This is a genomic window from bacterium (assembly GCA_004299235.1).
Taxonomy (GTDB): domain Bacteria; phylum Chloroflexota; class Dormibacteria; order Dormibacterales; family Dormibacteraceae; genus SCQL01.
This window is the reverse complement of record SCQL01000031.1, coordinates 169915-183619: the sequence shown is the minus strand read 5'-3', so window position 1 is coordinate 183619 and position 13705 is coordinate 169915. Positions and strand designations below refer to the sequence as shown.

General features: G+C 67.8%; 12 protein-coding genes. 8 read left to right on the top strand and 4 right to left on the bottom strand.

The genetic code is table 11. The features are described from left to right. Positions 1–14: 14 nt before the first annotated feature. Positions 15–941, bottom strand: a complete 927-nt coding sequence (locus EPN29_11335; GenBank protein TAN31798.1) for a dihydrodipicolinate synthase family protein — start codon at positions 939–941, stop codon at positions 15–17. Positions 942–1187: 246 nt separating this feature from the next. On the opposite strand from EPN29_11335, the gene EPN29_11330 reads away from it, so the two are divergent. The 5 genes from EPN29_11330 (at position 1188) to EPN29_11310 (ending at position 6063) form a co-directional block, all read left to right on the top strand. Continuing rightward, positions 1188–2297, top strand: a complete 1110-nt coding sequence (locus EPN29_11330) for an extracellular solute-binding protein (GenBank protein TAN31797.1) — start codon at positions 1188–1190, stop codon at positions 2295–2297. 74 nt (positions 2298–2371) lie between these two features. Continuing rightward, positions 2372–3193, top strand: coding sequence for an ABC transporter permease subunit (locus tag EPN29_11325; protein ID TAN32000.1), 822 nt, complete (start codon positions 2372–2374; stop codon positions 3191–3193). Then, complete coding sequence (locus EPN29_11320) at positions 3181–4014, top strand: ABC transporter permease subunit (protein ID TAN31796.1); 834 nt, start codon at positions 3181–3183, stop codon at positions 4012–4014. Before EPN29_11325 ends, EPN29_11320 begins: the two co-directional genes overlap by 13 nt. Before the next feature lies 1 nt (position 4015). Beyond that, positions 4016–5107 (top strand): ABC transporter ATP-binding protein, encoded by a 1092-nt coding sequence (locus EPN29_11315; protein TAN31795.1) that lies wholly within the window; start codon positions 4016–4018, stop codon positions 5105–5107. A gap of 98 nt (positions 5108–5205) precedes the next feature. After that, positions 5206–6063 (top strand): IclR family transcriptional regulator, encoded by an 858-nt coding sequence (locus EPN29_11310; protein ID TAN31794.1) that lies wholly within the window; start codon positions 5206–5208, stop codon positions 6061–6063. 34 nt (positions 6064–6097) lie between these two features. On the opposite strand, the gene EPN29_11305 is transcribed toward EPN29_11310, so the two are convergent. From EPN29_11305 to EPN29_11295, 3 genes are all read right to left on the bottom strand, one after another. Further along, on the bottom strand, positions 6098–6850 hold the full coding sequence (locus EPN29_11305) for an SDR family oxidoreductase (protein TAN31793.1): 753 nt from the start codon (positions 6848–6850) through the stop codon (positions 6098–6100). A 5-nt stretch (positions 6851–6855) separates the two neighbouring features. After that, on the bottom strand, positions 6856–7524 hold the full coding sequence (locus EPN29_11300) for an RraA family protein (protein ID TAN31792.1): 669 nt from the start codon (positions 7522–7524) through the stop codon (positions 6856–6858). Between the two features lie 88 nt (positions 7525–7612). Further along, positions 7613–9322 (bottom strand): FAD-binding protein, encoded by a 1710-nt coding sequence (locus tag EPN29_11295; GenBank protein TAN31791.1) that lies wholly within the window; start codon positions 9320–9322, stop codon positions 7613–7615. Between the two features lie 232 nt (positions 9323–9554). Between EPN29_11295 and EPN29_11290 the strand changes: the two genes are divergently transcribed. The 3 genes from EPN29_11290 (at position 9555) to EPN29_11280 (ending at position 13683) form a co-directional block, all read left to right on the top strand. Next, the gene (locus EPN29_11290; GenBank protein TAN31790.1) at positions 9555–10679 is read left to right on the top strand and encodes a hypothetical protein; all 1125 of its coding nucleotides are present in this window, start codon (positions 9555–9557) and stop codon (positions 10677–10679) included. A 159-nt stretch (positions 10680–10838) separates the two neighbouring features. Continuing rightward, positions 10839–11960: an ABC transporter ATP-binding protein gene (locus EPN29_11285; GenBank protein ID TAN31789.1), complete on the top strand. Its 1122-nt coding sequence runs from the start codon at positions 10839–10841 to the stop codon at positions 11958–11960. After that, complete coding sequence (locus EPN29_11280) at positions 11929–13683, top strand: ABC transporter permease subunit (protein ID TAN31788.1); 1755 nt, start codon at positions 11929–11931, stop codon at positions 13681–13683. The genes EPN29_11285 and EPN29_11280 overlap by 32 nt, the downstream gene beginning before the upstream one ends. The last annotated feature ends 22 nt before the right edge of the window (positions 13684–13705 follow it).

Below are 13705 nucleotides of genomic sequence, written 5' to 3'. Positions count from 1 at the left end.
GGACCCCGTTGTGTTTAGGAACTGAGCCTTGACGGCCTCAGGTCGAGGTTGGCGAGATACCCGTCGAGCAGCGCCGAGGCCACGTCTGAAAGCACGGGACCCGGACCCCGCAAGCCGTTGCGCGGAATGATGCCACGTCGGTGCAAAACCTCTTTGGCGCAGGCGTTGTAGTGATCTATTCCCTGCAGGCTGAACCGAAGATACGGCAGCAGCTTCATGAGCAGCTGATCGGCCGCCACCCGATCGGCTCGCATCTCGGTTTCATAGATCTCGACCAGAAGGTCTGTGACCTCGACGCCGGGCACGCTGCCAACCGCCCCGGCCCGCAGCGTCTCGGTGAGAAATAGACCCGCGTCGCCGGTGAACACGCCGATGTCCGGCCCCATGGAGTCGACCCATGGCACCGTATCCTCGGGCCCGCACTCCACCTTCACGTAGCGGACGTGGGGATGCTCGGCGGCCAGGCGCGCCACAAATTCAGGCGAGATCTTGACGCCCAGGTACTCGGGGGCGTCCTGAATGACGACAGGGAGATCGGTCTCGCCCGCCACCGCGCTGAAATGAACGTACAGCTCCCGGTCCGCGAGCCGCGTGGTGGCGGGCGCGGCGATGACCAATCCGTCGGCGCCGTGATCGGTGAAGAAGCGCGCCAGCCGCCGCGCGGTGTGGGTCGCTTCGGCGCCCACGCCGACCAGGACGGGGACGCGGCCGGCCGCCTCCTCGATGATGGCCGTTCCGACCGCCTCTCGCTCGCCCGGCGTCAGCTTGTTGACCTCTCCCGCCAGGCCGAAACAGACCAGGCCGTGAGCTCCGCTCGCAAGCGCGAATCTGACGACGGCTCTTTGCGCCTCGATGTCCAGCGCGCCATCCGAGTTGAACGTCGTGCACAAAGCAGGGAACACGCCTTTCCATGATCCGGCGCTCGCGACATCCTGACTCATCTGTTGCAACTGCCTCCTATGGGACGCCTGCTCGTCGGTGACTTCTCACGGCGGTGGGCGGGTGGTTCCGGGCGGTGACCCTCGAGGTGCCGTCTACCGCTTGACGTCCTGCGATCCGCACCTTAGCCTATCAGCTCATTAGCTGAGTTGGGTCTGGATACATGGCCCTGGCCGTGATCGGGCCGTGTCTCGGCCTCAAGGCTGCCAGAACCCCGACCCAGGCCCAGCAAACAGGGAGGCATGGACATGAGGCATTCGGGTCGTTACGCACGCGTAGGTGTGGCGGTCGGGGCCGTTCTCGCGATCGCGGGCTGTGCGCCGCCCAGCACATCGGGCGCCCCGAGCACCGCCGCCACCGCGACGAGTGCCGCCGCCTTGGGCGGCATGGACGCGCTCGTCGCCGCGGCCAAGAAGGAGGGGCAGCTCAACCTCGTCTCCACGGCCCCGGACTGGGCCAACTACGCCGCCATCATGGCCGGCTTCCAGGCCAAGTATGGGATCAAGATCAACGACGACAACCCGGAGGGCAGCAGCCAGGACGAGATCAACGCCGTCAAGCGGCTGGCCGGCACCGACCGCGCGCCGGATGCCCTCGACATCGGTGTGCGCGAGCTCGCGGACACGAGCCTTTTCGCCCCGTACCAGGTCGCGACCTGGAAAGACATCCCCGACGCCCAGAAGGAGCCCAGCGGCCTGTGGGTCCAGGACTACGGCGGCTACATGGCCATCGGGTACGACTCCAGCAAGGTGTCTGCCATCACCTCGGTCCAGGACCTGCTCAAGCCGGAGTTCAAGGGCAAGATCGCACTCTTCGCCGACCCGACGGCCTCCAACTCGGCTCTCAGCGCGGTCATGATGACTTCGCTGGCGAACGGCGGCTCGCTCGACGACATCAGCAAGGGCGTGGAGTTCTTCGCCAAGCTGAAGAAGGCCGGCAACTTCGTGCCGGTGGCGGCGACGAAGGCCACGGTCGCCAACGGGACGACTCCGGTCGTGATCAACTGGGACTACCTGGCGGTCTCGTTCGCGACGGACGTGCCGGCGTGGACGCTCCTCATCCCCTCCGGCGCGATCGTCGCCGGTTTCTACAACCAGGCGGTCAACAAAGGGGCGCCGCACCCGGCCGCGGCGCGCCTGTGGATGGAGTACCTGTATTCGAACGAGGGCCAGAACCTGTTTCTCGAAGGCGGCGCGCGTCCGGTCCGGATGGACGCGATGACCAAGCAGGGCGTCATCGACGCGCCGGCGGCCGCCAAGCTGCCGCCCGTGAGCGGCCCCGGTAACTTCATCAACCTCAACCAGGCGACGGCGGCCAAGGCGTACCTCGTCGCGAACTGGGCGAACGCCATCAGTTAGTGATCTCCGGCGACACCGTGGTCGGGGCCGGCGGTCATCCCTCACGGGATGGCCGTCGGCTGCCGCGAGCCTGGCTGCCCGTGGTTCCGTTCCTGGGGTACGTCGCGACCTTCTTGCTGCTGCCCACCGCGATCGTCGTGTTCGGCGCGTTCGACGGGCAGGGCGGCATCACCTTCGACTATCTGAGAGCCCTCGGCGAGCCGTACGTCGTCGCTTCCTTCGTGCACAGCTTCGTCGTCTCGGCGGCGAGCTCCGTGATCGGCGCCGTGTTCGGCGCCCTGCTGGCGTACGCGGTCACCACCGGGAACCGGGACGGTGTGCTGCGCCGGATCATCACGTCCGCCTGCGGGGTGCTCGCCCTGTTCGGCGGCGTCGCCCTGGCCTTCGCGTTCATCGCCACGATCGGCGGCGCGGGGCTGGTCACCGTCTGGCTGGGCAACCACGGCATCGACATCTACGCGCACGGCGTCTGGCTCTACGAGCTCAGCGGCTTGACCCTCGTCTACGCGTACTTCCAGATCCCGTTGATGGTGCTCGTGTTCCTGCCCGCGCTCGACGGAGTTCAGCCGCAGTGGCGCGAAGCGGCTGAGAACCTCGGCGGCACGACGTGGGACTACTGGCGGCTCGTCGCCGGCCCTCTGCTGACGCCGGCGTTCCTCGGCGCGACGCTGTTGCTGTTCGCCAACGCGTTCTCGGCGTTCGCCACCGCGGCGGCCCTGATCAGCCAGGGCGGCATCATCATCCCGCTGCAGATCAGCGGCGCGCTCTCGAGCGAGGTCGGGCTCGGCCGGGAGAACTTCGCCAACGCGCTCGCCCTCGCGATGATCGTCATGGTCGCGGTGGTCATGACCCTATACGCGCTGCTCCAGCGCCGGACCTCGCGATGGCTGCGGTAGCGGCCCTGGTCCCACGCGGGGTCAATGCGCGCCGCCGGACCAGGCTCAACCTCCTGCGGGGCGTGATCTTCGTCGTCGTCGGGTTCTTCTTCCTCCTGCCGCTGTATGCGATGGCCGAATTCACGACCCGAGGGATCGGCGTGAACGCTCCGCGTTCGTTCGCCGCCTGGCGGACGCTGGTGACGTACCCCGGGCTGACCGCCGCGATCACCATCTCGCTGGAGCTGGCGGCGATCACGTCGGTCGCGATGCTCCTGCTCCTCGTACCGACGATGATCTGGGTCCGGCTCCGCCTGCCCCGGCTGCAGCGGATGATCGAATTCCTGTGCCTGCTGCCCCTTGCGATCCCCGCGATCGTGCTCGTCGTCGGCTTTGCCCCCATCTACCTCTGGGTCACGTATTTCTTCGGCAACTCCTCGCTGACCCTGGCCTTCGCGTACGTCATCCTCGCCATGCCATATGCTTACCGGGCCCTCGACGCGGGGCTCTCCGCCATCGACGTGCGGACCCTCTCGGAGGCGGCGCGCACCCTCGGCGCCGGTTGGCCGACGGTGATGTTCCGCGTGGTGGCGCCGAACATGTCGGCCGCGCTGTTGAATGCCGCACTGCTGTCGGTCGCGCTGGTGCTCGGCGAATTCACCGTGGCCGCGCTGCTCAACTTCCAGAACCTGCAGGTGGCCATATACGTGCTCGGCCGTATCGACGCGAGGGTCTCGATCGCCGTCGCCCTGGGATCGCTGCTGCTGACATTCGCCCTGCTCGTGGCCCTGTCGTTTGTGGGCGCCGGGCGTCGTGACGCGCAGCCCGTCGAGGAGGGGTGACGTGATCCAACCGCACACCGGCGTGCAGTCGACGGCTCCCGCGGGAATCGAGGTGCGGCTGGAAGACCTCCAGCGGCGATTCGGCTCGGTCGCGGCCGTCGACGGGCTCTCCCTCACGCTGCGGCCGGGCGAGCTCGTCGCTCTGCTTGGGCCGTCGGGCTGCGGCAAGACCACGGCGCTGCGCCTGGTGGCCGGGCTGGATGACGTCGACGGCGGCCGTGTGATCGTCGGCGGCAAGGACGTGACCCAGATGCCATCGAACAAGCGCGGCATGGGCATGGTGTTCCAGGCCTACTCGCTCTTCCCCCACATGACGGCACGGGACAACGTCGCGTTCGGGCTGCGCATGCGAGGCGTCGCCAGCGCCGAGCGCAAGGCCCGCGCCAGGGACATGCTGGATCTGGTCGGGCTCTCAGCGCAGGCCGACCGCTACCCCCGCCAGATGTCCGGCGGCCAGCAGCAGCGGGTCGCGCTCGCCCGCGCGCTCGCGATCCGCCCCGCGGTGCTGTTGCTCGACGAACCGCTGGCCGCGCTCGACGCCAAGATCCGCGCCCAGCTGCGCGACGAGATCCGCAGGATCCAGCTCGAGGTTGGCACCACCACGCTGTTCGTCACGCACGACCAGGAAGAGGCGCTCGCGATCTCCGACCGGATCGGCGTCATGCAGGCCGGCCGGCTCGAGCAGCTCGGCTCGCCTGCCGACGTCTACGCCCGGCCACAGACGCCATTCGTGGCGGAGTTTGTCGGCCTGTCCAACCGGCTGCCGGCACGGGTCGCCGGGGACACGGTCGAGATCCTTGGCGTGCGGCTGCCTTTGGTGAACCCGTCGACGCCTGACGGCGACGCCATCGCCATCGTCCGGCCCGAGGCGATCGGCCTCGCCCGGCACCTGGAGGGCGACACGAACCGGGACCCGACGGTCGGCACCGTGATCACCATCGCGTTTCACGGCGCTCTGAGCCGTATCACGGTCGCCCTCGATGGCGGGCTCAGCGTGGTCGTGCTGCTCCCCACAGCGGATGTCGGGGACTTCACGGTCGGAATGCGCGCCCGGCTCGTCCTGCGGTCCCAGCCCGTGGTCGTGACCCAGTGAGTCACAGGCCCCACCGCAGTGCTCGCGCTCGGAAGCTCAGACTCGTGTCCGCCCTGGACGCGCGCGCGCGTCCACATTAATGCGGCCCCAGACAGCTCGTGCGCGGCGAGGCGTTGCGCTTGACAGGACGGCGAGCCGTGCCTACGCTCAAACGCGACCCTGAGCGAGCCCTATTGCCCTTAGAGAAACCATCCGGTCCCGTCGAGCGGGCTCTGGATCTCCTTGAACTCCTGGCGAAGCGCGACGAACTGAGCCTTGCGGAAGCGGCGGCCGGCCTCAGCTCCTCTCGAGCCACCGCCTTCCGGATGCTGTCCAAGCTCCAGTCGCGTGGCTACGTGGAGCACCTGCGTGCGCAGCACACCTACCGCCTCGGGCCCCAGATCCGAGAGCTGGCCTCCTGGGCCGAGCAATCGGCGCTCACGCGCCTGGCGCTGCCCTCCCTCTCCGAGCTCCGGGCGGAATCGGGGGAGTCAGCGAACCTGGCCGCGGTCCGGCGCAATCGAATCGTGTACGAGATGGTCCTGGACGGGGAGCACAGCCTCCGGATATCGGCTGCTGTCGGCGAAGAGGTGCCGCCTCACAGCACCGCGCTCGGCAAGGCCATTCTCGCCTGGCTCGAGCCTGCCCGCCGCTCGACTTTGGCCGGCAGGCCCCCGTACGCCGCCTTCACGACACGCACCATAACGACCGAGGAGAAGCTGCAGCGGGAGCTCGAGCAGGTTCGGGCGCGGGGCTATGCCATCGACGACGAGGAGATGTCGGTCGGCGCCTACTGCGTGGCGGCTCCGATCATCGGCACCGGTGGCGAGCCGATCGGCGCCATCTCGGTGTCAGGCCTCGCGGCGAGGATGCCGCCCAGCACCCGAGCCGCCCTCGGCGAATCGGTGAAGCGCCGCTGCGAGCGGATATCCTCGCTGCTGGCGAACAGCGACACGGTCAGACGCACGCGACCATGAGCGCCAGCCTGGTTGGGGGTAGCGTCCCCCCGGGTCAGGATGGGTCGGGGGGCGGGATCGAAAGGCCGGCGATTCCCCCATCCACCACCAGCTCGGTGCCGATGACGAAGGCCGCGTCGTCTGAAGCCAGGTAGGCGATCGCTGCCGCGACATCGGCCGCGGTCGCCAGGCGGCCCAGCGGCTGGCGGGCGACGAGACGGCGGCGAGTTGCCGCCGGGTCCGGGGAGGCGTCGAGCAGGCGCTGGACCCAGGGCGTGTCGGCGGTACCCGGGCAGACCGCGTTGACGCGGATGCCTTCTCGAACGTGGTCGGCCGCCATCGCTCGCGTGAGGGCGCTGACCGCCCCTTTCGACGCCGAGTACAGCGCGCGGTCGACGAGGCCGACCAGCGCCGCCACCGACGAAACGTTGACGATGACTCCGGATCGGCGTGCGCGCATGTGCGGCACCACCGCCTGGCACGTGTTGACGATGCCGAGCACGTTGACCTCGAACACCGCGCGCCATTCGGCGATCGAATTGGCGGTGATGTCGCCCACCGCGCCGATGCCGGCCACGTTGCAGAGCACGTCGATACGTCCGTGTTGGGCCATGACTCGATCGGCCAGCGCGCGCATGGCGTCGCCGTCCCGCACGTCGGCCACCTCGGTTGCCCGGCCGCCGGTCCGGAGGTCGGCCCCGTACACGGTGGCGCCGCCCGCGGCCAGCACCCGGCACACCTCATCGCCGATGCCGGAGGCGGCGCCGGTCACGATCGCCACGCGTCCGTCGAATCGACCCTCACCCATCTCCGTCAGAGCACCCCGTAGCGCTTGAACATCTCGGCTGCCGACATGCCCTGTTCGAGGTGGGGCCTCACGCGGTTCTCGTCGAGCGCCTTCTTCTCGGCCAGGGCGATCACCTCCGCGGCCGCCGATGCGGGCACCACGACCACCCCGTCATAGTCGCCCAGCAGCAGATCGCCAAAGTTCACGCTGACACCGCCCGCCACGATCGGGACGTTGATCTCCGCCACGTCGGCCCTGCCCAGCGAGTCCTGCGCGTGGATGCCCCGGCAGAAAGTCGGGAATGCCATGTCGATGACACGCTTCGCGTCCCTGGTGAAACTGTCCAGAACCACGCCACGGGCGCCCCGTGCCCGCGCCGCCGTGGACAGCAGCTCGCCCCAAAAGCAGCTGTCGGCCGACGACACGACCATGGCCTGGCCGGGTTGGAGGCTGTCGATGGCGAGGAGCTCACCCTTGTAGTAATCCTCTCGCCTGGCGGGCACACCGGGGACCGGAGCGACCTTCACGGTCACGGCGTAGGCGGCCAGCCGAGCCTCCGGGTAGAGCGGGCGTATCGAGGCCGCCATCACCTGGTGCCGCAGTCCGAGCTGGTCGAGAACGTCCGAAACCACCGCCGTGTAGAGCTTGTCGAATCGCGCCAGCAGCGCATCGTCGACGGGTGCTTGAGCTTTCAATTGTCAGCCTCCTCCTTGAATCCGCCGGGCGTCGTTTCTGCCCCTGGTTTGGTGAACCGCACATGGTGTTCGCAGCGATCGAGAATCCTCACCGGGAGCGCACCGCCGGCCAGGTTGCGGAGAGGGGTTGCACCGTCCCCCCGGCCAGCCGCGAGAAGACCGGCTTTGCCCAGCGGCGGTCGTCTCGGTCGGGAAGGTCGGTCCTGAAGTGGGACCCCCGCGACTCCTCGCGCAGCAGCGCTGCCATCAGCAGGGACTCGGCCGAGAGCAGGAGGTTCCTCATATCCAGCAGGAGCGGCCCGGTGCGATCCTCCCAGCGTAGGCCGGACATCACCTCTTGGGCCTCCCGAACCCACGTCAAGGCTTCAGACATGCCTTCCCGCTCCCTCCCCAGGGCGCCGGCGGCGGCCATCCGCAGCTGCAGCTGGCGGCGCAGCCGGCGCTGGTCGGTGGCCGCCCGTCCGGCCAGCAGCCGCCCGAGATGGGCCTCCGCCCCGTCTTCCACCCGCGGCCAGGACGCGACGTCACGAGCCCCGGCCGCGTAACGCCCGGCGCGCTCGCCGAACACCTGGCTCGCGAGGAGCATGTTGCCTCCCAACCGGTCAGCTCCGTGCGGTCCGGTCGCGCACTCCCCGGCCGCAAACAGGCCTCCGACGGAGCTTTCGGCGTTTTCGTCGATCGCCAGCCCGCCATTGAACGCATGGGCCACGAGGCCGACCTCGATCGGCTGGTGCTCCAGATCGACGCCTCGGGACTGGAACCAGTCGGCGGTGATACGCCACAACCGGGACAGGCCGTCGGGCAGCGCGCCCACGGCGCTGAAGTCGAGCCAGACGCCTCCATGGGGAGTGGGTGAGCCACGGCTGATCTCCCTCTGGATGAGGACGTCGAGCATCCGGGAACCCGGCCTGCTGGCGCTGAACGGATAGTGCGTCGAGCGTTCGGCGAAAACGTCCGCGACCGGCAAGCCTCCGATGCGTGCGGGCAGGAACTCGCGTCCCTCCCCATTCAGCACCCTGGGCTGCAGGGCCCAAACCCAGGACTCGAACTCATTCTTGGCCGGATGGAGGAGGGAGTAGCCGAATTGAACGAACTCCATGTTGGCCAGCACCGCGCCCGCCCGCAGGGCGGCCCCATAGCCGTCGCCGGTCACGTCAGGCGGGCTGAACGTGAGCGGGAACACGTTGCCGGCGCCGCCGGTGCCCAGGATCACCGCGCCGCAGCGGGCGACCCCGAAGCCGCGCTCGGGATGCCAGACAACGGCGCCGATCACCCGCTCGGAGTCGACCAGCAGTTCCACCAGGCTGCAGTCGTCGAGCAGGGGGACGCCGCGCCGCCTGAGCTCCTCTGTCTGGGCCGTCACGATGGGCAATCCGTGACCGGGGATCAGGTAAGAGCGCGGCCGGGTGGAGAAGCATCCCGTCACCTGGAGGAGGCCGTCACCCTCGGTCACGAAGGGAACGCCCATCGCCCTGAGGCGATCGAAGGCGGCGGGGGCTTCATCGGCGATGATCCTCGCCAGGGGCGGGCTGCAGGTGCCCGCGGCGGCGGCGGCCATGTCCTGGTAGTAGAGGTCGGGGTGATCACCGCGCTCCGGCCGAGCACAGTTGAAGGCGCCGACGGCCGTGATCCGGCCTCCGACAGCGGTGGCTCCGGCCTTGCCGGCGCGTCGCTTGGTGACGACGGCCACTCGGCAGCCGGCGTCCGAAGCGGCCAAGGCAGCCCTCCCGGCGGCGCCTCCGGCACCCACGACGAGCACGTCGCAGTCGAGCTTCCAAAGGGCGCCGCGCTGAACCATTACCCGCTCTCCATCAACCCGGGCGGCCTCCAGGGGCGGAGGCGATGTATCGACCACTGTAACAAAGGCGTTGCGATATTTGACACCGGGCCCGTGGAGTGATTAAATCCGCCATCGAACGGGAGCGCTGCCCGCCGGAATCAGGGACGGGCAGGCGAAGGACTCGCCCAGGTCGGCAGAGTCCGGCGTCAGGCATCAGAACCAGCGCGGAAGATTCAAAAGGAGTTAACGCATGGACACGAGTCGCCGCGAATTCATTCGCAAGGGCCTGATGGTTGGAGGCGGCCTCCTCGCCCTCGGAGGTGCGAGCGAGGCGCTGGCCGCGTGCGGAGGGAGCTCCAGCCCGGCGACCTCAGAGGCTCTCACCGGACCTGTCAACTGGCTGAGTTTCGGCTCGTATCACATTCCGACGATCATGAACGGCTTCCAAAGCAAGTACGGCCCCTCGGTCAACGCCATTGACGTCGAGGACGACAGCACGGCCTTCCTGAAGCTCAAGCAGGGCGGCGGCGGGACCTATGACGTCGGTCAGGTGGACGGCTTCTGGCCGCAGATCTGCAACCAGAACCACCTGATCGAGCCGATCGACATGGCGCAGCTCGCGAGCACGCAGTCACTGGCACCACAGTTCCAGAAGTTCAAGCCTTGGCTGACGTCGGATGGGCGAATGATGCAGTTCCCCAATGCCTGGTCGGTCGAGCCGATCGTCGCGCGCAAGGGCGTGGTGCCCACGTTCACGTCGGCCTGGGATCTGTGGGACAAAAAGTTCCGCGGGCGTGTGATTCAGATGGACCGCCCGGAGGAGACCATCGCCGCCATCGCCGTCTGGCTGGGTTATCCGAAGCCGTTCGACCTCACCGACGCCCAGCTGGGCGAGGTCAAAAAGAGGCTGCTGGACCTGAAGCCCAACATCAAGGCGTTCACGGCTTCGAGCGGCGACTTCTCCAAACTGATGGCCGCTGGTGAAGGCGATCTCGGGCTCGCCACCTCGGTCGGCGTGGTGCTTCGAATCAAGGCCGCGGGCGGCGGAGATTTTTCCCTGATCGTCCCGACGGAGGGCACAGTCGGGTGGGTTGATGGCAACATGCTGGTCGCGGGAGCGGCCCACCGGGCCTCGGCCTTGAAGTGGATCGACTACTACGGCAGCACCGAGTCGCAGGTGGCCCAGGCGCTGGCGGTCAAGTACCCGTCGGCCAACGAAAAGGCCGTCAAGTGGCTCAAGGACAACGGCCACGACGATTGGGTCACCGCGATGGGCATGGAGAACTGGGACGTCGTCGAGAAGATGGTGGAGCTGGCGCCGCCGTCCGACGACCAGAAGTGGCTCAACGTCTGGAACGAATTCAAGGCGGCATAGCCTTGTCGATCACGTTCTGGGTTCCGCTCGAGAGGTCCCTCGGCGGCGTGCGGTGTGATGCCCCCGCATGAGCCGCGTGGCGCATTGCCGTCGATCGAGCCAGGCAACGGCCGGGCGGAGCCGAACCCCGATCGAGTTGCCACAACCCCCCTCGGCGACATGAGCACCGAGGGGGCGCCAGGCGGCCCGGTGGTGCTCAAGCTGGATGGGGTCTCCAAATGGTTTGAGGACGTGCAGGTGCTGCGTGAAATCACGCTGGAGGTGCGAGAAGGCGAGTTCCTGACGCTCCTGGGGCCGAGCGGGTGTGGCAAGACCACAACCCTTCGGATCATTGCCGGGTTCGAGGCCCAGGACCAGGGCTCGCTCCACATCGGCGGGCGGCCGATGGACCGCGTGCCCCCCAACCGGCGGGATGTGCACACGGTCTTTCAGAGCTATGCGCTGTTCCCACACCTCGATGTCTTCGAGAACGTGGCGTTCTCGCTGCAGACCAAGCGTGCGCCGGCCCAGCAGGTGCGAGAACGGGTGGAAGCGGCCTTGCGTTCGGTCGGGCTGGGCGGGTTGGGGCATCGGCGGCCCTACCAATTGAGTGGAGGTCAGCAGCAGCGCGTGGCGCTGGCGCGGGCCCTGGTCGATCGGCCGGCCGTGCTCCTGCTTGATGAACCGTTCGGCGCCCTGGATCTGAAGCTGCGCAAGGAGATGCAGATGGAGATGAAGCGCATCCACCGCGAGTCCGGCATCGCCTTCATCCACGTGACGCACGACCAGGAAGAGGCGCTCGTGATGTCGGACCGGATCGCGGCCATGTCCGGAGGGCGCATCGTTCAGCTGGGTTCGCCGCGGGATGTCTACCGGCGTCCGTCGTCAGTCTGGGTTGCCAACTTCATCGGCAACAACACCGTCATCCCGGTGGAGCTGCTCCAGGCGTTGCCCGATCGGGCCAGGGTCAGGCTGCCCGACGGCCAGGCGACAGAGTGTGCGAGGTGGGTCGACATCGGCGCTGACACACCGGCGGTGATGCTCATACGGCCCGAGGACGTGCGCCTCGAGACGGGAACCGCCACCGAGAACGGGTCGCGGCCCCGCCTGACGGGCCGGGTGACGGAGGTGCTGTTCGTCGGAGCGTATGTCGAGGCGGTGGTGGAGCTGAGCTTCGGAGTCAAGCTGCGCGCCTTCGGTGGAGCATCCGACCTGTGGCGCCGTCTGCAACTCGAGGTGGGGCAGACCGTGGTCGCCACCTGGAGCCCTGATGACGCCTACGTCCTTCCGGCAGATGCTTAGGGCTCGGACCGCCGCCCGGAACGGACGGCCGGTGCCCGTCCCCGCGGGCTCGGCGACTCGGGTGCTGGGCGCTCTCAGGAGGGCGGCCCCGGCAATTCCCCTGAGCTTGTGGACGATCGGCTTCATCCTCGTCCCGGCCGTGATGATGCTCGTCTTCAGCTTCTGGCAATTCCGGGACTTCCAGATGATCCCGACCTGGAACCTGTCGAACTACATCGAAGTCCTACGGGATTCGGCATACACCGGAGTGCTCGTGAAGACGGTCTGGATCGCTGCCCTGACGACCATATGCGTCGTCGTCGCGGCGTATCCGATGGCGTACTTCCTGGCGCGCTTCACCTCCACCTGGCGGACGTTCTTGATCATCCTGATCCTGGTTCCTTTCCTGACCAGCTCCTTGATTCGGAACTACGCGTGGATCGGCGTGCTCGGGGAGCATGGGGTCATCAACTCACTATTGCTTCAGATCGGCCTGATTCGACACCCCCTCCACATGCTCTACACGACGGGTGCGGTCGTGGTTGCGGCCGCGTACCTGTCGTTGCCGTTTGCCATCCTGGCCATCCACAGCTCATTGGACCGGGTCGGTGAGGATCTTCACGAGGCGGCTCGCGACCTCGGCGCGTCGGCGTCGACGGTGTTTCGCCGGATCACGGTGCCGTTGACCTCGTCGGGAGTCCAGGTGGCGGTCATCTTCGTCTTCGTGCCGACCCTCGGCCTGTTCATCACACCCGAGCTCCTCGGCGGCGGCCGGGGGACGATGGTCGGCAACCTTGCGGTCACCTTGTTCGAGGCTCTGGACTTCCCCCTCGGTTCGGCACTGGCCTTCCTGGTGCTGGTTTCGGCGCTCGGGGTGATGGCGGTGTTCGGACGGTCGGCGGACCTCGGCAAGGTCTATGCGGGTGGCACCGGCTCGATGTTGGCCGCCGGGGGAGCCCGCAAGCCCCGGCGAAGCATTCTGATGAGCGCCTACGCGGTGTGCGTTTACGCCTTCCTGTTCATGCCCATCGCCATGCTGGTGGTGTTCTCCTTCGATGCGTCACGAGCCGGAGTCTTCCCGCCGACCGGCTTCACCCTCGACTGGTACAGAGGCCTGTTGAACGACAGCAGCATGCTCCACTCCATCGGCACCAGCCTCGAGGTGGCGGCGGCCGCCAGCCTCGGTGCGGTGGTCATCGCGGCACCGGCCGCCTATGTCGTCACCCGAAGCCGCTTCATCGGTGGAGCGATGCTTCGTCAGCTGATGATCGCGGCGCTGGTGGTACCGCCGCTGTTGGTCGGGTTCGGCCTGCTGGAGCTGTTCACCGCCATTCATCTGCAGCTCTCGCTCGCGACGATCATCGCCGGCCATATCACGTACGTCGTGCCCTACGCGTTCCTGGTGATCGCGGCGCAGCAGTATGGATTCGACCGCCGATTGGAAGAGGCGGCCAGCGATCTCGGGGCGACGTGGACGGGCCGGTTCGTGCGGGTGGTCCTGCCCCTGATGGTGCCGGGCATCGTGGCGGCCCTTCTGTTCGCGATCACCCTGTCCCTGGATGAGTTCGTGATCACGTTTCTCGTCGCCGGTTCGACGGAGACTCTTCCGCTCTATGTGTGGAGTCAGCTGCGCACGGAAGTCTCCCCCACGGTCAATGCGATCGGCACCGTGATCGTTGTCGGCGCGCTGCTGGCACTGCTGTGCATGCAGATCGTGCAGCGCCGGCTCAGCGCCAAAGGATAGGGCTGGAGCGGAGGGACTTCAT

Coding starts and splice junctions, on each gene's coding strand:
- EPN29_11335 (TAN31798.1), bottom strand. CDS start 941: ATGAGTCAGGATGTCGCGAGCGCCGGATCATGGAAAGGCGTGTTCCCT.
- EPN29_11330 (TAN31797.1), top strand. CDS start 1,188: ATGAGGCATTCGGGTCGTTACGCACGCGTAGGTGTGGCGGTCGGGGCC.
- EPN29_11320 (TAN31796.1), top strand. CDS start 3,181: ATGGCTGCGGTAGCGGCCCTGGTCCCACGCGGGGTCAATGCGCGCCGC.
- EPN29_11305 (TAN31793.1), bottom strand. CDS start 6,850: ATGGGTGAGGGTCGATTCGACGGACGCGTGGCGATCGTGACCGGCGCC.
- EPN29_11295 (TAN31791.1), bottom strand. CDS start 9,322: ATGGTTCAGCGCGGCGCCCTTTGGAAGCTCGACTGCGACGTGCTCGTC.
- EPN29_11290 (TAN31790.1), top strand. CDS start 9,555: ATGGACACGAGTCGCCGCGAATTCATTCGCAAGGGCCTGATGGTTGGA.
- EPN29_11285 (TAN31789.1), top strand. CDS start 10,839: ATGAGCACCGAGGGGGCGCCAGGCGGCCCGGTGGTGCTCAAGCTGGAT.
- EPN29_11280 (TAN31788.1), top strand. CDS start 11,929: ATGACGCCTACGTCCTTCCGGCAGATGCTTAGGGCTCGGACCGCCGCC.